Origin of the sequence: Leptospira johnsonii, assembly GCF_003112675.1 — a bacterium.
Taxonomy (GTDB): Bacteria; Spirochaetota; Leptospiria; order Leptospirales; family Leptospiraceae; genus Leptospira_B; species Leptospira_B johnsonii.
Genome location: NZ_BFAY01000011.1, coordinates 691063 through 712717, shown reverse-complemented (window position 1 = coordinate 712717; position 21655 = coordinate 691063). Strand labels below are relative to the sequence as shown.

Sequence of the window (21655 nt, the reverse complement as noted above, 5' to 3'; positions counted from 1 at the left end):
AAAACTTTATACTTCGGTCATCTCCATATATACCGCAAATAATCTTTCTATTCCTAGTTTTGTTTCTTCTTCGGAAGCATTTGAAAAGTTCCAACGTAGATGATTTCTTTCCGGTTTGCCAACGAAGAAGGAAGATCCTGGAACTGCTGCGAGTCCTTTCTCCAAACATTTTTGGAAAAGAAGATCTGTGTTTATCTCTTCCGGAAATTCCAACCAATAGAATAATCCTCCTTTAGAAATTTGTAAAGGAAGAGATTCGCCGAAATTTTTACGTAAACAAGCAAACGTATGCTCGGACTTCTTCTGGTAGGTCCTTCGGAGCAAAGAAAGATGTTCTTCATATTTGGAAGATGATACGAATCCGTAGACTAATTCTTGGTTTAGAGTTGGGGAATGTAAGTCCATAGATTGTTTTTGAACGACTAGATCTTTTAGGATCTTTTTAGGAGCCTTGATCCATCCGACTCTCAATCCAGGGGAAAGCGTTTTGGAGAATGTTCCGATGGAGATCGTATGCTCCGGACCTAGTTCACATAAGGAAATCGGAAGTTGCTCTTTGAAATACAATTCTCTGTAAGCAGTATCTTCTAAGATAGGGACCCCGCTGTCTAAAAGTAATTTAGAAAGTGAATTTCTGACTTCTAATGAATAAGAATAGGCGGAAGGATTTTGGAAATCAGGAATGCAGTAAAAGAATTTAGGCTTTTCCGAAGAATTCTTTAGCGCGTACTTTAATTCTTCGATATCGGGACCTTCTTCTCCATAATTGATCCCTAAGAATGTCGGTGCATAAGAAGAGAATACCTGAATGGCTCCTAGATAGCTTGGCCTTTCTAAAAGAATGGGAGATCCTTCTTCTATAAAATATCGACCGAGTAAATCCAATGCTTGTTGGGAGCCAGAGGTCAAAAGGATTTCGTCGGCAGAAGAACCGGGATAATATCGATCTGCAAGCCAGGCACGTAAGTCGGAATGTCCCTGTGTATCAGAGTATTGGAATAATTTTGCACCCTTTTTAGAAACTGAGCTTTCGAAAATATTTTTTAGATCCTCAATAGGAAACAAGCTATCATCCGGAAGGCCTCCGGCAAATGAGATCATTCCAGGTGTATCTATCACTTTTAATATATCTCTGGTAACTGATGCAGGAGTTCTGCCAGGCCTTGCGGAAGGTCTGAAAATTTCGGATCTATTTTCTAGAATTAACTTGCTCATCTTCTTATTTGGTTTATACATTAAATTGGGAATACCATACAGATACAGAAATCGTTTTTATGACCAATACAGATAGACTTCTTACTAAATATTCTAAGATCGCAAATTCTTTGATAGGCAGAATAGAATCGGGAGAATTTCCTCCAGGTTCCAAATTACCTTCTCTTAGAAAGATCTGTTTATTCGAAGAATGTAATCTTTCGACTGCTGTGGAGGCTTTCGGCATTCTTCAAGAAAGAGGCTTTATCAGCGGTAGAGAAAGATCTGGTTATTTTGTTCTTCCTAGACCGGAACTGTATCCTAAATATAAATTGGAAAAACCTGTAAGAGTTCCGAATCCTTCCGTTCCGGAAGAGGTAAGTTCCCTTATGTCGGAACTTGCGGATCCAGGTTTTATTCCTTTCGGAGCAGCGGTACCCGACCCTCAGTTTTTGCCGTATTCTTCTTTACAGAAAGCATATAAGAAATCCCTAAAGGACTCACAGGTTTATAAATATTCGGACGCTGCTGGTATTTTGGAGCTCAGGAAAAAGATCGCGATCCGTTCTTCCGGTCCAGAAAGAAGAGTTCGCCCTGAGGAGGTTTTTATCACCTTAGGTTGTTCGGAAGCTGCGTTTTTGGCTTTGAGTCTTTCTACCAAACCGGGCGATAAAGTTGCTGTGGAGAGTCCTCTCCATTTTGTTTTGTACCAAATTCTTTCCGAATTAAAACTAAAAGCGATCGAGATACCGACGGATCCTTTTACCGGCTTGGATCTACAATCTTACATTTCCGTCATTAAGAAAGAATCGCCTAAGTTTCTGATCACAATTCCTACTTTTTCGAATCCTACCGGAAGTCTTATGCCATTAGGATCTAAAAAAGAACTTTTGAAAATATCCTCTAGGTATGGCGTGAAAATTCTTGAGGACGATATTTACGGAGACTTGCAGCATAACGGAGGCATTCGTCCTTCTTCTTTATTGTCTCTAGACGCCGAAGGGATTGTGACACATGTTTCTTCTCTTTCTAAATCTGTGAATCCAGGTCTTAGGATCGGTTGGATGATCAGCGATCAAATCAAAGTCGAAAATGCTAGGCGTCTTCGTTTAGCGGAAGCAATCTCTTTGCCCGCGATCCCTCAACTTGCAGCTTCCTATTTTATAGGCTCTCTCGCTCATGAAAGGCATTTGAGGGAATTTAGAAGAAGGTTAGGAGGTCTGGTACTTTCTTATGCGGATTCTTTTTTGGAATATTTTCCGAAGGGAACCAAGGTCGCCATTCCGAAAGGAGGATTTCTTCTTTGGATAGAACTCCCTAAAGGAAAAGATTCCAGAGTTCTCAGATTTCAAGCCGTTAAGAAGAAGATCAGCTTAGTCCCGGGGAATCTTTTCTCTCTTTCCGGAAAGTACGTAAACAATTTTAGAATTAATGCGGGAGTTCTCATGGGACCTAAGGTGATCTCTGCCATCCAAACTCTGGGAAGAATTGCAAAAGAAATTTAGATTGTGGGTCGGTACAGGCTCAAGGTATTGTCCTATGCGAGCATGAATTTAGAAACAGAAATCCAACAACCTACCATTTTATGCGACCCTTCCGGAAAAGTGAATCGGAATGCGATCGGCTGGTCCAAAACTCCCTTACATAGATGTAATGTAAAAGGCCATTGGCTTCGTAAGAAAAAATGGAATTATTGGTGTTTTTACGATCAAAACTTTTTGGCTTCCTTCACTGTTTCGGATATCGATTACGCAGGTGTGATCTTTTGTTATTGGTTGGATAGAAGGACCGGAGAATTCCAAGAAGCTACCGTCATTACTCCTTTTGGAAAAGGCACCTTGCTCGGACAGACTGTTTCCAGCAACGCCCGTTACGAAGGTAAAGAAGGATTCTTGGATTTCAAAATGGACGAAGATGGAAATTACCGAATCAAAGTAGACTTCCTGAAAGGAACCCGCAAATCCATCCAAGCAGATCTTATATTAGAAGTTCCTAATCAATGGGAAAGTCTGAACGTTGTGGTTCCTTGGAATCGAAATCGTTTTCAATTCACTCATAAATTATTCGGATTGGGAGCGAAAGGAAAAGTGACTACCGATTCTAAATCTTATGAGTTCAAGCCTAAAGATTCATTCGGGGTTTTGGATTATGGGAGAGGGGTCTGGCCTTATTTCAGCAAATGGAACTGGGCGTCCATGTCCTATCGTCCCGGCGGAAATGAAGTATACGGAATGAACTTAGGTGGTGGCTGGACTGACGGAACAGGAACCACTGAAAACGCTCTTCTTATCAATGGTAGGATTTATAAGATCCCTTCCGTGATTGCTTTTGAATTCGATAAAAAAGATCTCAAAAAACCTTGGATGATCTACTCCAAGGAAAGTAAAGCAGTCGAGCTTGTGTTCACGCCTGATTTTCGCAGAAAGGCATATTCCAATATGGGTATAATTGCTTCTAAGGTAAATCAGATGATCGGAAGTTTTGACGGTGTTTTCCGAATAGGTAAAAGTGAATTTAGGATTGAAAGCGGACAAGGCTGGGCAGAAGATCATATCGCCCGCTGGTAATATAGAATGATTGAACTTTCCGAATATCCCACTGAACCGGACGAAGATCTTTCCAAAGAAAAAGCAGAAGAACTTCGTCTCAAGGAATTGGAAAGGATAGAAGAATTACAGATCCGTCTTTTTGCAGGCAAAAAGAAATCATTGCTTATCATTCTTCAGGGAGTGGACGCATCCGGAAAAGACGGGTCGGTCAAAAAACTTTTCTCTGCATTAAATCCATTGGGTTGCACTTGCAAGGCCTGGAAGGCACCTACTTCCGAAGAATTGAGTCGAGACTTTCTCTGGAGAATACATAAGGAACTTCCACAAAAAGGTTGGATCCAGATCTTTAATCGTTCTCATTACGAAGATATTCTGGTCCCTTTCGTTTCTGAAAGTTTATCCAAGGACAAGCTCAAAGAGAGATTAGAATTTATAGATTCTTTCGAAGAGTTCGTATCTAAAGAAAATCACACTCATATCCTGAAATTCTTCCTACATATCTCACAAGAAGAGCAGATCAAAAGGATAGAAGAGAGATTATCCAATCCGGAAAAGAATTGGAAGTTCGATCCAAGCGATCTAGAGGCTCATAAAAATTTCAAAAAGTATCGGACAGCTTATGAGTGGATATTCTCTCATTCTAAGGATCGTTATCCTTGGGTGATCATTCCTTCTAACAAGAAATGGTATAGAGATTATCTGATCGCTAAGTCCGTTCGCAAGGAATTGGAGGATATGGATCTCAAATATCCTAAATTGGAAGTCCAACCTGGCGAGATCTGACCTAGTTTTCTTTTTATATTTTTTCCAAATTTTTATAAATTAGAGGTTGACCGCTTTGGTGCGGTGCAATATGAATGGATTGTGCGCTGCACCAAAAGTGCTGCGAAAAAGGAGAGAAAAATGGAAAAACAACTGTTGGACATTCTTAACGCCGGAATCGGACTTTTGAAATCTGGACAAGAAGGATTAGACAAAGCGAAAGTAGATTTGGAAAAAACCTACGGAGAGCTAGTAGCTAAAGGTGCTGCAGACAATTCTGAAGGTTCTGTAAAAATTCGCGAATCTGTGGATAAACTTTTGAATGAAATCAAAGAAGTTTCCACCGTTGCTGGTAAAAACTACGAAGAAACTCGTGGTAAGATCGTTGAGAAGTACAATCAAATCTCCGAAGAGATCAAAAAACGCGTTCCGGAAGGACAATTAGAAGCTGTTAAAGCTAAATTGACCGAAGTGGCTGAGACTATCAAAGCTACTGCAAAAGGAAAAGCTTAATTTCCTACCGAGCGGGCGAAGGGAAACCTCGCCTGCTAATTTCTTCCCCCTCCTCATTTTCCACTGCTTGACATTTTCTTTTTTCGGGTGTCTTTGCTAGGGATGTTCTCCTTTCAAAAACCGGCCTCACCGTTTTTTCCGATCTTATCCGTTCTTCTTCTATTTATTCTATCTTCCCAGGTTTGGACCCAAACTACGGAACCTTCTTCAGATAAAACTATAGAGCCGGCGCCAGGTCCTATGAATGGACTTCCTCCTGAAAAAACTCCTTCGGGACCAAGCCAGCCAGAACTTAGAGAAAAGTTCAAGAACCAGATCGGCGGTTTTGCACTCGAAAGATATTCTTCTTTTCAGATTGCAAGAATGTTGGATTCCCAATGGGCAATTGGGCTCAACGGTTACGTTAACTCTTATGTGAACCGTTTTGATAATGATACTGCTTATTCTTATTTTCTTCCCCCTCATGATTTTTACGGAAGGTTGAGAAATTACCAGGAGAGATATTGGGGAGGAGCATTCTTCGTCCAAAGGTTCGTGGCAGATTCTCCTTTTTTTGTTTCTCTTTGGTTAGGACGGGAACATTACCAAAAGAACCAAACCGCTTTTTACTGGGAATCCGCGGGTAATACTTATCGTTTAGAAAAAGATTCTTATAGTTCCGGGCCAAGGAACTATGCGGGTTTTGGAGTTGGGTTCCGATTCCAAACTACTTCCGGTTTGTTTTTCGGATGGGAAGGTGTATGGAGTTGGTATTCTCCTTATCACAATTCATTCTCCGTTTCGGATCTTTATTATTCGGATAGGACTGCAAGTATCGGAGATCTATTATATAGAAAGTATGCATACCAGAATGGAGAAAGATTGCCAGGCTCTAGCTTCGGACTGAATCTTTTTGTAGGCTGGGCTTTCTAATGAATTCGGATCCTTTCCTTCTTCCTAAACCTTGGGTAATCGCTCACAGAGGAGACAGCGGAGAATATCCAGAAAATACTATGAGCTCGTTCCGAAACGCCTGTGAACTAGGCGCGGATTGGATAGAGCTGGATATCATTCACTCTTCCGACGGAAAGATAGTAGTCATTCACGACGATACCTTGGATAGAACTACGGATCAAAAAGGAGAAGTGAAACATCTTCCTTTTCATTTTATCCGTAAGGCGGATGCGGGGTCTTGGAAAGACCCAAGATTTAAAGGGGAGAAGGTGCCGGATCTTTGGGAGGTCTGGGATTATTTAAAGTCCAAGAATATCGGTCTAAATGTGGAGATCAAATCCGGTGCTTACGAAGAAATCCCGATCGAAACTCCCATCGAACAAGAACTGATAGACTATACAAAACAAAATTCTCTCTTTCATAAAACGTTATTCTCTTCTTTTTGTTGGGACTCTTTGATACGTCTTAGGGAATTATCCGTAGAGGCGAGACTTGGGATCTTGATCGGAGATGAATCTTCTTCTTGGATAGAAGCCTTGGAGTTGGGTTTTAGATTGAACGCATTCAGTTTGAATCTTTCTTCGAAGGGTTTGGATAAGGAAACGGTTTCCAAAATCCAGAAAGAAGGTTTTAAGGTTCTAGTTTATACTTTGAATACGGAAGAAGAGTTGAAATTCGGAATAGAATTGGGAGTGGATGGGATCTTTACGAATTATCCTAAAAGAATGAGATCACTTCTTACTTGATCTCCACTCTTGCAAATTGGTCCAGTTCTACCTGCCAACGATCTATCATGTTTTTTAGGACTGCTACTACCTTTTCGGAAGGAACATCGTAATTGTCGGAGGAGAATGCGTCCGCTTCTTTGAAGCCGGTAACATTCTTCAAATCTTCTCCTTCGGCTCTGAATCTATAGATCTCGAATTCTTCTGCACCTCTTGCTTCTCCGTTCTTAATGAAAAAAGGTTTGATCAGGCTCATTCTATATTTTCCGAAACGAAATCCCTGTAAAGATTGCAGGAATTTATAGGTACCGAGAGCCAATTCTAATTTCATATGATCTGAATATTTTTCTGAACCTAAGAATGTAAGCGCAGAAGTTCCGCCGAATCCTAAATAGACTTCGAATTTAGGCCCTTTTTCATCTTGGGTTTTTACTAGATCTATTTCTTTTAATCTTTCGCCGAATAAGGCGAATGCTGCCATTTTGATCTTTTCTTCTTCGTTTAATTGAGCATCTGAAAGTATCGTTCTTACTTTTTCTTGAGGCGATTTGGAACAGTAAGTTAATTGGAAGAAGGCCAGAAAGAGCAATAATATGTGAACAGTTGTTTTCATAAAGATCCTAAAGTCGAAAACTAATCTGCCTTCTAATATGACTTATTTTCCGAAAAAAATCTATCGTTAAAAATGCAATTTTGGCGTTCAAGCCTTCAAGTAACGATTTTTTAGTAAGTAACAATATTCGTTTCCCTATCCCTTAAGGTTAGGCTTTTCATCGTTAGTTTAAATCATTTTGTTTTGCTATAATCGCCTAATGCATTCTCCGTTATATGTCAGAGCCATGGAAATAAATTTCCATATTTATTGAGAATTGGTGTAAAACGACTTAACGTTGCCTCGGGCGAAATAATCGATTATTTTAATTGTTAATCGTTAGCCGAAACAGGGAAGTCCTCTGACGAAGAAATTTATTAAAAAAACAGTAACCTAATACTAGTTTTGTCAAAAAATTTTATGTTGTGTTATGCGGAAAATTAAAAACACTTTACTACTTTTGTAAGAATATAACTGTTGTTACGTCAGTTAACATGTATGAAACCAAAGAAAGTCACTAACGATGATTTGGAAAAGATCATCGCCGGGGTAAAAACTCAAGCTGTTGAAGCTATTGGTAATTACCTCTACAAAGGATTTCGGATTCAGGTTAGTAAGTACAACCTGTCTGGGGCGGAGAGGGTTCAGCTCCTTTACCAAAGGAGAAGGAAAGAAGGTCTTTGTATCGTCTGCGGCACTAAAGTAGGTAAAAAAAATCCGTCTACTGGCAGGTTGTATCGCCTCTGCGAATTCCACCGGAAGAAAATAGATAAAAAAAAGTAATTCATAAAATCCGGGAAATGACTGATAATCTATATAGAGCGTAGCTCTGGTAGGTACACTTGTTTTCCGGATTTTATTTTAAGGGCATACGTTTTCCTTTCTTTTCTAACTCAGCTTTAAGAGTACTCGGCCTCTCCCGAATCCTAGTCTTCTTCCTTCTTATTTTTTCATTTTCCTTCTCCACATTTGGCCAAGGGGAAAATCCTTCCAAACAAGGACCTTCGGATCCTGACATTCTCTTTAGGATAGCTGAAGAAGCATATAAGGACCGTCGCTTTTACAAGGCTGCGGAAAGTCTTCGTAACTTCCTGGTTCTCTATCCGGGGAATTCTAAAAAAAACAGGGTGCTTAGCCTTCTCAAAGATTGTTTTCTGAAGTTGGATCGTCCCGAGAAAGCTTTAGAAGTCAGTCTGGACCTTTATAAAATGGAACCGACTGGAGAATTCGGGTTAGAATCCTACTTGGAAGCCGGGCGCCTACTGGCCAAGATGGGAGAAATCGACCAGGCGAAGCAGATTTTCTCTTCTATTTGCAGACAATCTTACTCCAGAGCCATGGCAGAGAAAGCCGCCCTGGAATTCTCCGGCATCGATCTACTTTCGGATGGGGAAGAATCTTCTCCGGAAGGGGAATCTTGTCGCGAAAAATAAGGAAATACTCGGATTTCGGTCCGAATTCCCTGATTGCGAGCCGATACTAGTTTATAGTTGAATTCCCACGGAAGAAATTTTTAATCTCTGGTAAGTATGTCCAACGGCTTCTTTCAAATCGTGAATTACCCGAAAGGGTCCTATGTCATCGTCGAAGGCAAGAAAGAAGCCCATAATTTCTTTATCATTCGACAGGGCAAGGTCAGGGTCACCCGCGAAAACCAAGTAGTAGGCGAGGATCCGAACCAACTTTTGGGCCCGGGAGATTTTTTCGGAGTGGTTGCTGCGATGAGCCAGCACGCTCAGATCGAATCTGCGATCGCTTTAACTGATGTTTCCTTAATTCAGGTTAGCTATGATCAGTTCGGAACTCTGATCCAAAAAAATACTCCGGTAGCGATGAAGATCATTCGCTACTTCTCCATGAAACTCAGACAGTTTGACTCTACGATCACTCGTCTGTCTTTCCGCACTGCTATAGAAGAAGATCCGAACCAATTATTCGCGATCGGAGAATATTACTTTAACCAGAAGAACACTCTTCACGCTGCCTACGCTTTCCAAAAATATCTGCAATATCTTCCGAATGGTCAATTTGCCACTCAGGCAAAACTGAAATTACAGACTGTCAACCAACCGGTTGCTCCTCCTCCGATCGATTATACAAAGTTTAACCGTTCTTACGGGGATAACGAGATGATCTTTTGCGAGCACGAGCCTGGTAGAGAACTGTATATCATCCAACACGGAAGAGTAAAGATCACAAAGATCGTGGACTCTAACGAAGTTCTACTCGCGGTATTACAGAGCGGGGACATTTTCGGAGAAATGGCGCTCTTAGATAATAAACCTAGATCCGCTTCTGCAATCGCTTGGGGCGAAGTGCAGTTGCTTGCGATCAATAAAGCAAACTTCGAAGGAATGGTCAAGGCTCAGCCGCAATTGGCTACTAGGCTGATCACTCTTCTTTCGGAAAGGATCTGGACCGCTTATAAACAGCTTGCTAACTTGCTGATTTCCGATCCTCAAGGAAGGGTCGCAGATACGTTACTCACTCTTGTGGAGAAAAACAGGGTCAAAGTTATTCCTAAGTCTACCTACAATTTCGAGATCGGTACCAAAGACTTGATCAAGATGGTGGGATTGACCTATCCTAAAGACGAGAACTTGGTCTTGGATCTGATCTCTAAAAATAAATTTATCAAATTGGATCAGGGAAAAATTTCCTGCACGGACCTTGTCGAATTAGAGAAATTAGTACAAGCATTCCGCAAAAAATCCCAGATAGACGCTAAGATCAAAAAACGTGCCTAGTACCGATCGAGAGGCTCGCTTGCGTAAGGCGGTCCTCTGGCTCAAGAAAAAAGACTTAATTACGCAAAAGATCATCCAAACCATAGGACCCTGTACTCATAAGATGATGGGGACTCCTTATTACGTTCTTCTTAGATCCGTGATCAGCCAGCAGTTATCCGTCAAAGCTGCAAGAACAATGGAGAATCGAGTCAAAGAATATTATGGAAATGGAAAGCAATTCCCTAAACCTGATGTTCTTGTTAAACTTTCCAAATCACAATTGAGAAAAGCAGGACTTTCATTCGCAAAGATAGAAGCGGTGAAGCTGATCTCAAAGGCTTATCTGGATGGAAGTATCTCGGATAGAAAACTTTCTAAGCTAGATGATCAGCAAGTTTTGGATCTTCTTTGTAGTATCAAAGGTGTGGGACCCTGGACTGCGGAAATGGTTTTGATGTTTTCCTTGGATCGTTGGGATCATTTTTCTTATAACGATCTGATCCTACGAAAATCTATTGAGAATAATTATGGGATCGCTATGAATTCTAAAAAAGAAATTTTAGAATTCACCTCTGGATATTCTCCTTATCGTACTATTTTTTCTTGGTACTTATGGAGAGCTGCAGCCGGGATAGAGAATTTATAAGATCGAAATCGGATCGCGATTAGATATTGATCCCGAAAGCTTTACAATCGGACTTGATCATGATCTCTACTAATTCTTTGAACTTGACCTTGGGTTCCCAGCCTAGTTTTGCTTTTGCCTTTTCCGGATTTCCGATCAAAAGATCCACTTCGGTCGGTCTGTAAAAAGAAGGATCTACTTCGATTAAAAGTTTTCCGTCCTTCTTATTATAACCTTTCTCTTGGTCTCCTTTGCCTTTCCATTCTAGTTGGATGTCCAGATGTCTGAAGGATTCTTCTATAAATTCTCTGACTGTATGTGTTTCGTTGGTGGCTACTACATAATCGTCTGGCTCTGATTGTTGTAGCATCATCCACATCATGTTTACGTAATCAGGTGCGTATCCCCAGTCTCTTTTTGCGTCCAGGTTCCCTAAATGGATCGGGCCTCCTTTTCCTGAGACCAGGCCCGCAACTCCCAAGGTGATCTTTCTGGTTACGAAACCTTCTCCCCTTCTTGGAGATTCATGATTAAATAAAATTCCGTTGGAAGCATGTAATCCGAATGCTTCTCTATAATTTACGACTGCCCAATATGCGTATAATTTTGCGACTGCGTATGGAGATCTAGGATAGAATGGGGTTTTTTCGTCCTGAGGAACGGCTTGCACTTTTCCGTACAATTCGGAAGTGGAGGCCTGGTAGAATCTGGACTTCACTCCTGTTTGTTTGATCGCATCTAAAATCCTTAAAGTTCCGACTGCGTCTACTTCTGCAGTGTATTCTGGAACTTCGAAAGAGACTCCTACGTGAGATTGAGCGGCTAGGTTATAAATTTCGTCCGGTTGTACTTTTTCCAAAACCCTGTTTAGGTTACTGGAATCGGTTAAGTCTCCGTAATGTAGAAAAAGGTGAGGGTTTCCTCTTAGATGTTCGATCCGATCCCGATTTAAGGAACTGGTTCTTCGAACGATCCCGTGTACTTCGTATTTTTTTTCCAAAAGAAGTTCGGTAAGATAGGACCCATCCTGTCCAGTGATCCCTGTAATAAGCGCCTTTTTCATTCTGGAACCAAAAACCCCGGGTTTGTTATTGGGGCAAGAAGGATTAGATTACCAAACTGGTCCGAAATTCCAATATTTGTAGGACTTCCAACAAGGGGTTTAAACCGTCCCTTTTACCCAATTTTTCTTTCTGAATTCATAGATGAAAATCAGGGAAAGTGATGCAATCCAAACGAATATAGCTGCCCAGATCCCAAGAGTTCCACCTTTCCATACGATCCCGAAAAGATAAGCTAATGGAAGCATGACAGCATATGTGAGAAGAATATAGATCCTAAAGACATAGTTCTGTAAACCTGCTCCTCTCAAGGCAGCGCCAATCACCATATGGTATGCATCTCCTATCTGGATAACTCCCAATAATAGAAGCACCGGATAACATTCTTCCACCAAGGTCTGGTCTCTGGTCATCGCATACACGATCGTTTTTCCTAAGAAGATAAAACATAAACCTATGAATCCCATCACATGTGCAGAAATGAAAGCGGAACGAAATGCGGAATGATAGGCAAGTTTGTATTTTTTTGCGCCCATCGCTTGTCCTAAGATCGTGGTCGCTGCTACTCCAAATGCATATCCGGGTAAGAATGCAAAACTTAAAGTAGAAAATAGAACGTTCGATGCCGCAACTGCAAGTACCGAGATCAATCCTTGGATCTTGGAGAAGATCACAAATGCAACGTTGACTAAACCTTCTTCGAAGCCGGGAGGGATCCCAACTTTAAAAATTTCTATTAAATGTTCTTTGCTGGGAAAAAGGGCTACTCCTTCGAAATATTTCCCAAGTCTATAATAAAAAAAGAATATAGGAAATACCAAGAGTCCAGCAAATCCTGCTAGGGAAGATGCAAGTCCTGCTCCTCCGATCCCCATAGGAGAAAATCCTAGGTTCCCGTAGATCAGTATCCAGTTTAAGATTATGTTAGCGATAGTAGTTACCGCCATGGAAACAAAACCTGCCTTGGTCAATCCAAGACCATCCATGAATCCTCTGAAACAAAATCCTAAAAAATAAAATCCGCTGCCTATAAATCTAAAATATAAATATTCGGTCCCGAGTGTGTTTACAGTTTTTTCAGGACCGATCCAAAACATGAGCCCTTCTGAAAACCAAGGTCCTGATATGGATAAAACACATCCTAAAAATATGGAGAGATAAAATGTAGAAACTCCTACTTTTCCGATCTCCGATCTCTTACCTTCTCCAAATCTTCTTGCGACTATGATCTGTACTCCCATTGAGAATCCGATCAGGAACGCAACGAGAGTGTAATAACAGGTTCCGCCTATACCTATGGCTGCGATCGCATTTTGTCCTAAGTATCCGACCATAACTGTATCCGTAATCCAAACCAAAGATTGGCTGAGCATTCCGAACACAACTGGCAAGGCTAAAGAAAGGATTTTAACGTTTAATCGGCTTGGGTGATAGAGTCTGAGTATTTTTTTGTATGAAGGAACCAAGTAGTTTCCAGCTTTGAAAGAAGGGTTGTGCAAACAACTTTTTTTCCATGAAAAACGGTTTATCCCGGTAACGAGAGAGTTAAGGTGACTTAAAAGCGTAGAAGAAACATGGATTCGAATCTAGGATTTGCAGATCTTCATAATCATCTTTACGGTAGTCTCAAACCCGAACTTCTTAGGCAGATGGGATTGAATAATCCTTCTCCTCGTTGGGAAATTTTTACAAAACCTTTCCAAGAACTTTACGGGAAGTCCATCAACACTGAGACCTTCTTCGAAGATCATAAATCTTTAGAAGATTTTAAAAAGATCTACTTATTCAATCACCAAGGTCCTTTTCCTGAATTCCAAGCAAAGTTTAACCTGATCATTGCACTTTCCAAGTTCGATCCTCAAGAGATCAAATTTGTATCTAAACATATCACAAAAGATCAATACGAAGAAGGTGTGATCTTTGGAGAATATCGTATCATGTATTCTCCACTCGACACTTACGAAGGTATTTATTCCAAAACTTTAGCCGCATGTGAGGGTTTTGAAGAAGCAGAGTCCGAACTTTCCGGGAAAGCTAGATCCCGTCTGATAGTTTCCTTACATAGGGACGGAGAAGTTTTTAAAGAATACGAAATGTTAAAAGAGATGATGGAAAAGGATCCACTCATCAAAAAATATCTAGTCGGATTAGATTTTTGTTATATTGAAGAAGGTTTCCCACCTAAAGGTAAAAGGGAATTTTTAAAAGAAGTACAAAAAGATAATATTGCGGAAACTTCTACTGCGCTTACCGTTCTTTATCATGTGGGAGAGTCTTTCTTGGACAAGACCCTTCTCTCTGCGTCTCGCTGGGTTTTAGAGGCGGCAGAATGGGGAGCGCATAGGTTAGGACATGCCATTGCAGTTGGTTTGGATCCGGATGCATATCTTGGAAAAAAAGTTTTAGAGCCCGTTTCCGAAAGAGAAGACACACTCAAATTCCAATTAGACCACTGGGAAGAAATTTCCAAATACGGAGAATTAACTCCTAAAAAAAGATTAGAATCGGAATTGGATTTGATCCGACATAAGGAGAAGGTAGAAATTTCCGTTACTGAAAACCTGGTCTCTGAAACAAAGGTATTTCAAGAGTATTGTATGGATCGGATCAAAAAAACGAATGCGGTCATAGAGTCTTGTCCTAGTTCCAATGAATATATCGGGATGGTAAAAGATAAAGCTCATCATCCTTTAGTCAGATTCGCTCGTAATGGTCTGAAATTTACGATTTCCACGGATGATCCTGGAATTTTCGGTACCAATATCAAAGAAGAATATGATAAGGCGGAAAGTTTGGGACTGGACAGAAAACTTTTGGAAGAGATCAGAAAGGATTCTTTTCAATATACATCCGAAATTCTTTCCGGAAGGATAGGATCAGAGCAAGGGGTAATTCTCTAAAGATGAGATCCTTTTTTAGATTCAACAAGTTAGTCGCTCTTTCTATTATCCTAGCTTTTGCTTTTCCGGCATTTTCCCAGAATCAAAGCGATTTCTCGGATCCGTACGATTATAATTTAAGAAATTATAAAGATGAAAAATCTCCCGACGGATTTAGAGAATATTCTCTTCCTCCGAAAATGGACAAACCTGTCTTGGTAAATCCTAGAAATGTGCAGGTTCCTTTTCAAACTGGTTTGCCTACTTCTACAGGAAGCCAAGGGACTAGAAGGACTACGAATCCAGTCCAAGGTAGAAGCGACGACGGTCTCTTCAATCCGGTCACTGGAGAAGTGAATACCGAAGCTTTGCAAAGACAACAAGAGCAGGCAAGAGATCGTAAAAGGAAATTAGAAGAATTCGGGAGCGATCATCAACCTTATACCGAATCCAGACTTCGCCGTTTTTCGATCATATTCTTTATGACATTTCCAATTGCCGCCGGCGTTGCATATGGGGCTTTATCTGCTGCAGATCCAGGTTACCAAAAAACGTTCGAAGGAGGATGGATCGTATTCGGTGTGGCTTCTACCCTAGCCTTAGCCAATGCCTGGCTGGATTTGAGAGATTATGATCGTATGAAGTTGGAAAATCAACCACAGAGTCCTACTCCGAATCCCACTGTGCCAGATAAACTTTCCGAAACGATACATCCTAAAACGATCCCAGGATACGGATTGTATTCCAGAAATTTCGAATATAGAATGGAATTCGAATTTTTCGGCACTCGTTTCTAATAGAACATGAGTCCTTTTTTAGATCCTAACTTACGGATAAAATTGGTTTCCAAATGGGGAAGGATCTCGCTCTTTTTTGAAGGGAATATCAAGCCTATATTACGATTTATATTCGGTGTTCTAGGTATTGTTTCTCTTTTTATACTGATCTTTCTATATGGATTTTATTTTCCCCCGGAATGGATCCATCCGCTTCGATTGATTACGGTTACTATAGTTTGGTATTTGGTAATTTACGAATTTTTAAGTTTTCTATTCACATTAACTCACTATCGTATTTATTTAAAATTACATAAGATAGAAGCGTTTGTAGTCTTACTAGTGATCTTACAATTCTTCTTTGAAGAAAAAATAGAATCTATTCTTTCCCAGCAAAGAACAGAAGAAGTTGTACTCTTATTCTTATCGTTAAGCCAATTGACTTTGGCATTCGGAGGATTTGCGCATTTTTTACGAAGGGCCAGGCTTTCTCTCGGAAAAATTTCTCCTTCTTTGGTGATGACCGGAAGTTTTGCGATCCTTATTTTTTTAGGAACTGCTGCCTTATGCCTCCCTAGGGCGGAGGCTAGGCCAATCCAATTGGTGGATCTTTTTTTCACTGCGGTGAGTGCGGTATGTGTGACTGGTCTCAGTACGATTGATGTTTCTCAGGATCTGACAGGGACGGGACAGGTGATCTTGATGGTGCTTGTCCAACTGGGCGGTCTGGGATTGATGACTCTGACGGTATTCTTCGCATTGGTTTTAGAAGGACAGGTTTCCGTTACTGAAAAACTGATCGTCAAGGATTTATTCAGCCAAGAGTCTATAGGAAGGGCGGGCTCTATTCTAAAACAGGTTGCTTACCAGACATTTGCGATAGAAGGCATCGGTTCCGTTTTTCTATACTTAACATTTCCGAAAGAGCTGGGATTTTCTCAAAAGGAACTCATCTTCCAATCCGTATTTCATTCTATAACAGGATTTTGTAATGCAGGTTTTGCTCTTTTTCCGAAAGGATTGGCAGAGCCCTATTTTAAAGGATCTTATTCATTTCTTTCTATATTGATGGTCTTAATCGTATTTGGAGGCCTAGGTTTTCCGACTGTGAATCAGCTTTTAAAGAAGATCAGATTTGATGGAGAATCATTTCGGCAGCGTTTTTCCTTGGGTTCTAAACTGATACTGATCACTACGGTAATCTTATTGCTCTTCGGTTGGATATCCTACTGGGTATTGGAAAGGAATTTTAGTTTGAAGGGCCTAAGTTGGTATGACCAGGCATTTCACTCTTTATTCTATTCGGTAACAACAAGGACCGCAGGATTTAATACCTTGGATACTTCTTCAATGGGAATTCCGATGGTGTTTGTGAGTTTATTTCTGATGTGGGTGGGAGCTTCTCCCAATTCTACCGGAGGTGGGATCAAAACTTCCACATTGGCACTTGCCGTTTTACAGTTTAATCAATTTTTTACTGGAAAGGAAAGAGTGGATGTTTTCGGGCGAACTGTCGCTGAAAATTCTCTTGCCAGGGCGTCAGTTGCGATCGTACTTTCCATGTTTATAATATTCTTGGGGATATTATTTTTGATCTGTTTCGAGAAACCTTTGCCCTTTCTGGATATTTGTTATGAGGTAGTTTCCGCTTATGGAACTACGGGTCTTTCTAGAGGGATCACTTCTAAGTTTGAGGCTCCCGGAAAATTACTTTTATGTTTTGTAATGTTTGTGGGCAGGGTAGGAGTGTTGACTGTATTATTAGCGTTTGTACCAAAACGAAAACCCAGAAGATATTGGTATCCTGAAGAATATGTTGTGGTCGGTTAAAGGAAGGTTTGAATGAGAAAGAAAAGGATCGCAGTCATCGGCCTCGGAGATTTCGGGATAGAACTTATAAAAAGACTTTATGAAGACGGACACGAAGTCACAGCAATCGACCAGGATAAAAACAAGATAGATCGTATCAGAGAATTTTCTACCTACTGTGTGGCGATCGATTCCACAGACGAATCCGAATTGAAAGAGCACGGTTTGGACGAAATGGATGCGGTTGTGCTGGCGATCGGAGATAATTTTGAAAATCTGATCGTGACAGCAGACGCATTAAAGAAGATCGGAGCGATCAATATATTCGCCCGTTACCAATCCGATCTGAACAAAAGGGTTTTGCAGATGTTGGGGATCGAGAGCCTATTCAATCCGGAAGAACAAGCGGCTCAGTCTATGGCGGAACAACTTGCAAACAGCAGCGTAAAAGGTGTTACCTTACTCGGGCAAGATTATAGAATTCTAGAAGCCGTGGTCCCGAAACATATGCAAGGTAAAACCGTCCAAGGAGCCAAACTGAGAGAAGATTGGAACTTAAATCTGATCACAGTTAAAAGGCCTAAGAAGACCAGGAGAAAATCGGACCGAAAAGACGAAGAGGTTTTAGGAATTCCTTCTCCTAATCTCGTATTGTCGGAAGGTGACATCTTAGTTCTGTTCGGAAAAACCGAAGATCTAGAACAGATGATCGGAAAACGTTAAGAGTCTCCTAAAACTTTTACATAAAACGATCGAATTTTAAATGAAAACGATCGGATTTGGGAGTAAAATCTAGTTCGATCCGGTCGAAAGAATATAAAGCCATGAGAGTTCTGATCCTTTTGCTATTATTAGGATACAATTTTTGTTCCCCTCTCCAGGTAAAATCCCAGGTAGAGGTGGAAAGATCAGATCATATTCGCTACTACGAAAAAACCTACGCATTCCTTCCGTTTTTCGGTCAAGCGCCGCCCATTATTATTCGTGAAAACGAGGATCTGATCCGTGAAAAATTTGCGGAGAAGGGCTACAAAGAGGTGGATATCTCCAGGGCGGATCAATTAGTACATTACGATATATTAATTTTTCCAAGAGGAAGTGTAATCGATCATAGAGCAGACCTAGGCGCCTTTGGCGGATGGACTAGCGCCAGAGGAATGAGATACCATTCTTACGGTGGGACTTCCAGCAGATTAGCAGCGGTCCCTATTTTAGGAGGTGTAGGAGGATATTCTCCTTTTGCATTTATGGGGAATTTCGGTAATTCCAGGATCTCTGGCGCCAGTCCTTATTACGAAAATTTTTACGATGTGATCTTTAAATTAGTGATCTATGATGGAAAGCGTTATAGAGGACTTCCTTCCAGCGTACTTTTAAAAGCAAACGTGGAAGGAGAAGGTAGATCCGGGCCGATGTTCGACGTGATCCCTTATCTAATCACCGGCTTTTTTAAATCATTTCCTAATTTCGCAGGAGAAAAACGCGAAGTTATCTCCGAAGAAGAAGTTTGGAGATAACATTGCTTATCCCATAGGATAAGGTATCTTTTTAGAAACCTCGTCTATCTTCTTCAAAATATCGTCCGACAAGATTAGATCCGCTGCCTTTAAACTTTCTTCTAATTGTTCTACTGTATTAGCTCCAATTATGGTAGAAGCCACATAGTCATGTTGTTTGGACCAAGCAACCGAAAGAGTGGTCACACTAATCCCCGCTTCCCTAGCGATTTCCATGAGTTCTTTTGTGGAGGCAAGAGTGCCTTCGTTCAAAAAACGATTTGCCATTCTTCTTTGTCTTTCTGTAGGAAGTTTTGCATAACGTGTGAATCTTGCGTTTTCCGGCGGGGTAGGTCCGTTGTATTTTCCAGTCAATACTCCTCCTGCCAAAGGAGAGTAAGGAAGTAGACTGATCTGTTCTCTTCTGCAAATATCGGAAAGAGCGTCTTCGAATCTTCGATTCAAAATGCTGAAATTGTTTTGGATGGATTCGTATCTGGCAAGTTTGTTGGTTCGGGAGACTTCCAAACTTTTCATGGTCCCCCAAGCGGTTTCGTTACTGCTTCCTATATATCTGACCTTACCCTCGTCTATCAATTCGGTCAAAGCTTCTAATGTTTCTTCGTATCCGAAATCATGATCCGGCCAATGTGTTTGGTATAAGTCTATATAATCAGTTCCAAGTCTTTTTAGACTACCTTCTATCGCTACTTTGATATTTCTGCGATCTAACGCAGTCTTACCTTCTCTCACTGGAGGAGTGAACCATCCATGACCAGGGCCACAAACCTTGGTAGCGATCAGGATAGATTCTCTCTTTTTAGTTTTTAACCAATTGCCGAAAAATTTTTCAGTAGCATGAACATACTCCGCTTCCGGAGGAACAGGATAGATTTCAGCAGTATCGTAAAAATCTATACCTGAATCGAAGGCTTTGTCCAAAATTCGATGTGCTTCCTTTTCATCACAACTGGAACCGAAAGTCATGGTTCCCATACAAATTTCGGAAACCACCATCCCTGTTTTTCCAAGCCTTCTTTTTTTCATTCTTACCTCTTTTTATTTTCCTTCCGCCCAGGATTCCTTTCTGGGGTCGGCTCCGCCATATAAAATCCCTGTTTTAGGATCTTTTAAAGAAATACAAGGAGCCCCAAAGTCGTATTCCCATTTTTCTCTTTCTTTGACTTCGTAACCAAGCGCTTCGAGCGCTTTTCCTTCTTTTTTATAGATCTCTTCTTCTAATTCTATTCTTCCCGGATAATATTTATGGGGTGAGAATGCATCGGGCCAGTTCAAAGAACGGAAGCGAGGGGCATTCACTGCATCTTGTGGATTCATCCCGAAGACTACTAAATTTAAGAACACTTGGACTACCGCCTGGGTCTGCATGTCCCCACCTGGAGTCCCGAAACTCATCCAGAATTTTCCATCCTTGAATACCATTGACGCGTTAGGCGTAATTGTAGGTCTTTTTCCTGGAACCAATGCGGACGGGTGGTTCGGGTCTAAACGAAATTGGGTCATTCTGATCCCTAATGTGATATCACCTTCTATGATTGGAGACTGAGGGAAATCGCTCGGAGTTAAGGACAAAGAATTTCCTTTGGAATCGATAATACTCAGGTAAGTAGTATCTCTTCCTATTTTTCCGGATTCAGTTCTTTCCCAAAAACTGGGGGTAAGATCAAAGAAAGATCCCTCATTTAAAACGATCCGATCTTCTTTTTGGTAGGCGAACTTTTTGGCGCTTGCAGGAGATTCGAATAAGAAAGGATTTCCCGACGGAGGAGTCTTTCCGAATGCTTTGGATTGTAATAACTTTCTTCTTTCTGCAGCGTATTCTTTACTAAGAAGTCCTTTCTCCGGAACGGAAACATAAGCAGGATCTCCAAAATATTTTTCACGATCCGCCATTGCTAGTTCGATCGCTTGTACTACAGTGTGAACATACTCTTTGGAGTTATGCCCCATGGATTTTAGATCTATCCCTTCTAAAATTTGCAAAACGATCGGAACAACCGCTCCTTGGTTCCAAGTACGATTGGAGAATATAGTATAAGGCCCGTAATTTCCGTGTAAGGGAACTTCCCAGTCTGCGCTGTATCTCACTAGATCAGATTTCACCATGGTGCCATCATGTTCTTCGTGAGCTTTTGCGATCTTGTCTGCGATCGGTCCTTTATAAAAATAATCCCGAATTGCTTCCAAAGATTCTGCGCGGTTTTTTCCGGAAGAAGAGGCCGTCTTCTCCGCTTCTGCTAGTTCTTTCAGGGTTGCGGATAATGCAGGTCTCTTGAATCTTTCTCCTTGGTGAAGCGGTTTCCACCATTTGTCTCCCACGTAAATTTTTGCGTTATAAGGAAGTAAAAACTTAAGACCTAATCTTTTGAAAACGCCTATGTTCAGATTCCTCATTAAAATTCTATGAACCGGAAAACCTTCTTCTGCGATTTGAATGGCTGGTTTACTTACTTCTTCAAAAGATTTTGTCCCGTATTTTTTGAGTAATGCAACGATCACATCTGGAGAGGCAGGAACCAACTGAGAAGAATATTTCAACATTGGAATGGACTCATGTCCTCGGGATTTAAAATATTCTATCGTAGCTTTTGCGGGTGCAGTCCCAACTCCGATATAACTATGAACTTCTTTATCTGCCTGGTCGTAGTAAAGTAGAGGAGCTACTCCAGGAAAAGAGGCCTCTTCTCCTTGGGTTACGTTCAGGACTAAAAGAGCAGCCACTCCTGCATCAGCGGCATTCCCACCTTTCTCTAAAATTTCCAGAGCGACCTTGGTGGCGAGAGGATGACCGCTTGCAACCATCAGCTTAGAACCTTGGGCTGTAGGTCTTTCCGTATGATACGGATCTTGGAAGCTCATAGTTTCCCCCGGTTGGGAAGTTGCGTAATATAATATTACAAGAACTAGAACGACGACTAGCATCCCTGCTAAAGAATACGTTAGGATTTTTTTCATGATTTCCTCTTCACTGCGAGAGGATCTTTCTAATTC

At 41.0% G+C, this 21655-nt stretch carries 21 protein-coding genes; 15 read left to right on the top strand and 6 right to left on the bottom strand.

Annotation, left to right across the window (positions count from 1 at the left end; genetic code table 11):
- Nucleotides 1–6 precede the first annotated feature (6 nt).
- Complete coding sequence (locus LPTSP_RS12255; protein WP_245915560.1) at nucleotides 7–1215, bottom strand: aminotransferase-like domain-containing protein; 1209 nt, start codon at nucleotides 1213–1215, stop codon at nucleotides 7–9.
- A gap of 59 nt (nucleotides 1216–1274) precedes the next feature.
- Here LPTSP_RS12255 and LPTSP_RS12250 point away from each other — a divergent pair, with 59 nt between their 5' ends.
- From LPTSP_RS12250 to LPTSP_RS12225, 6 genes are all read left to right on the top strand, one after another.
- A complete protein-coding gene (locus LPTSP_RS12250) occupies nucleotides 1275–2699 on the top strand; it encodes an aminotransferase-like domain-containing protein (protein WP_108929015.1) in 1425 nt (474 codons plus the stop codon).
- A gap of 42 nt (nucleotides 2700–2741) precedes the next feature.
- On the top strand, nucleotides 2742–3761 hold the full coding sequence (locus LPTSP_RS12245) for a DUF2804 domain-containing protein (RefSeq protein ID WP_108929014.1): 1020 nt from the start codon (nucleotides 2742–2744) through the stop codon (nucleotides 3759–3761).
- A 6-nt stretch (nucleotides 3762–3767) separates the two neighbouring features.
- A complete protein-coding gene (locus tag LPTSP_RS12240; protein WP_108929013.1) occupies nucleotides 3768–4526 on the top strand; it encodes a PPK2 family polyphosphate kinase in 759 nt (252 codons plus the stop codon).
- Nucleotides 4527–4646: 120 nt separating this feature from the next.
- The gene (locus LPTSP_RS12235) at nucleotides 4647–5018 is read left to right on the top strand and encodes a phasin-related domain-containing protein (RefSeq protein WP_086447879.1); all 372 of its coding nucleotides are present in this window, start codon (nucleotides 4647–4649) and stop codon (nucleotides 5016–5018) included.
- A 102-nt stretch (nucleotides 5019–5120) separates the two neighbouring features.
- Entirely contained in the window at nucleotides 5121–5930 is an 810-nt protein-coding gene (locus LPTSP_RS12230; RefSeq protein ID WP_108929012.1) for a hypothetical protein, read from the top strand.
- Entirely contained in the window at nucleotides 5930–6697 is a 768-nt protein-coding gene (locus LPTSP_RS12225; RefSeq protein ID WP_108929011.1) for a glycerophosphodiester phosphodiesterase, read from the top strand. The genes LPTSP_RS12230 and LPTSP_RS12225 overlap by 1 nt, the downstream gene beginning before the upstream one ends.
- Here the strand turns inward: LPTSP_RS12225 and LPTSP_RS12220 are convergent.
- Nucleotides 6690–7289, bottom strand: coding sequence for a hypothetical protein (locus LPTSP_RS12220; protein ID WP_108929010.1), 600 nt, complete (start codon nucleotides 7287–7289; stop codon nucleotides 6690–6692). The genes LPTSP_RS12225 and LPTSP_RS12220 overlap by 8 nt on opposite strands.
- Nucleotides 7290–7766: 477 nt before the next feature.
- Between LPTSP_RS12220 and LPTSP_RS12215 the strand changes: the two genes are divergently transcribed.
- The 4 genes from LPTSP_RS12215 (at nucleotide 7767) to LPTSP_RS12200 (ending at nucleotide 10643) form a co-directional block, all read left to right on the top strand.
- The gene (locus tag LPTSP_RS12215) at nucleotides 7767–8051 is read left to right on the top strand and encodes an LIC10235 family protein (protein WP_010513869.1); all 285 of its coding nucleotides are present in this window, start codon (nucleotides 7767–7769) and stop codon (nucleotides 8049–8051) included.
- Between the two features lie 59 nt (nucleotides 8052–8110).
- Nucleotides 8111–8701, top strand: coding sequence for a tetratricopeptide repeat protein (locus tag LPTSP_RS12210; RefSeq protein ID WP_108929009.1), 591 nt, complete (start codon nucleotides 8111–8113; stop codon nucleotides 8699–8701).
- Between the two features lie 96 nt (nucleotides 8702–8797).
- On the top strand, nucleotides 8798–10015 hold the full coding sequence (locus LPTSP_RS12205; RefSeq protein ID WP_108929008.1) for a Crp/Fnr family transcriptional regulator: 1218 nt from the start codon (nucleotides 8798–8800) through the stop codon (nucleotides 10013–10015).
- Nucleotides 10008–10643: a DNA-3-methyladenine glycosylase family protein gene (locus LPTSP_RS12200; RefSeq protein WP_108929007.1), complete on the top strand. Its 636-nt coding sequence runs from the start codon at nucleotides 10008–10010 to the stop codon at nucleotides 10641–10643. Before LPTSP_RS12205 ends, LPTSP_RS12200 begins: the two co-directional genes overlap by 8 nt.
- Before the next feature lie 19 nt (nucleotides 10644–10662).
- Here the strand turns inward: LPTSP_RS12200 and gmd are convergent, their stop codons facing one another.
- Together gmd and LPTSP_RS12190 are read right to left on the bottom strand one after the other, a co-directional pair.
- Nucleotides 10663–11685: a GDP-mannose 4,6-dehydratase gene (gene gmd, locus LPTSP_RS12195; protein WP_108929006.1), complete on the bottom strand. Its 1023-nt coding sequence runs from the start codon at nucleotides 11683–11685 to the stop codon at nucleotides 10663–10665.
- A gap of 99 nt (nucleotides 11686–11784) precedes the next feature.
- Entirely contained in the window at nucleotides 11785–13149 is a 1365-nt protein-coding gene (locus LPTSP_RS12190) for an MATE family efflux transporter (protein ID WP_476737795.1), read from the bottom strand.
- A 108-nt stretch (nucleotides 13150–13257) separates the two neighbouring features.
- On the opposite strand from LPTSP_RS12190, the gene LPTSP_RS12185 reads away from it, so the two are divergent.
- The 5 genes from LPTSP_RS12185 (at nucleotide 13258) to LPTSP_RS12165 (ending at nucleotide 18664) form a co-directional block, all read left to right on the top strand.
- Nucleotides 13258–14583, top strand: a complete 1326-nt coding sequence (locus tag LPTSP_RS12185) for an amidohydrolase family protein (protein ID WP_108929004.1) — start codon at nucleotides 13258–13260, stop codon at nucleotides 14581–14583.
- 2 nt (nucleotides 14584–14585) lie between these two features.
- Nucleotides 14586–15359, top strand: coding sequence for a hypothetical protein (locus LPTSP_RS12180; RefSeq protein WP_108929003.1), 774 nt, complete (start codon nucleotides 14586–14588; stop codon nucleotides 15357–15359).
- A 6-nt stretch (nucleotides 15360–15365) separates the two neighbouring features.
- The gene (locus tag LPTSP_RS12175) at nucleotides 15366–17168 is read left to right on the top strand and encodes a TrkH family potassium uptake protein (RefSeq protein ID WP_108929002.1); all 1803 of its coding nucleotides are present in this window, start codon (nucleotides 15366–15368) and stop codon (nucleotides 17166–17168) included.
- 12 nt (nucleotides 17169–17180) lie between these two features.
- Nucleotides 17181–17870: a potassium channel family protein gene (locus LPTSP_RS12170; protein ID WP_108929001.1), complete on the top strand. Its 690-nt coding sequence runs from the start codon at nucleotides 17181–17183 to the stop codon at nucleotides 17868–17870.
- Between the two features lie 101 nt (nucleotides 17871–17971).
- A complete protein-coding gene (locus LPTSP_RS12165; protein ID WP_108929000.1) occupies nucleotides 17972–18664 on the top strand; it encodes a hypothetical protein in 693 nt (230 codons plus the stop codon).
- Nucleotides 18665–18670: 6 nt separating this feature from the next.
- Here LPTSP_RS12165 and LPTSP_RS12160 read toward each other — a convergent pair whose 3' ends face one another.
- Together LPTSP_RS12160 and LPTSP_RS12155 are read right to left on the bottom strand one after the other, a co-directional pair.
- Nucleotides 18671–19690, bottom strand: coding sequence for an aldo/keto reductase (locus LPTSP_RS12160; RefSeq protein ID WP_108928999.1), 1020 nt, complete (start codon nucleotides 19688–19690; stop codon nucleotides 18671–18673).
- Between the two features lie 12 nt (nucleotides 19691–19702).
- Nucleotides 19703–21619 carry a gamma-glutamyltransferase family protein gene (locus LPTSP_RS12155; RefSeq protein ID WP_108928998.1) on the bottom strand — a complete coding sequence of 639 codons (1917 nt, stop codon included), beginning with the start codon at nucleotides 21617–21619 and terminating at the stop codon, nucleotides 19703–19705.
- Nucleotides 21620–21655 lie beyond the last annotated feature (36 nt).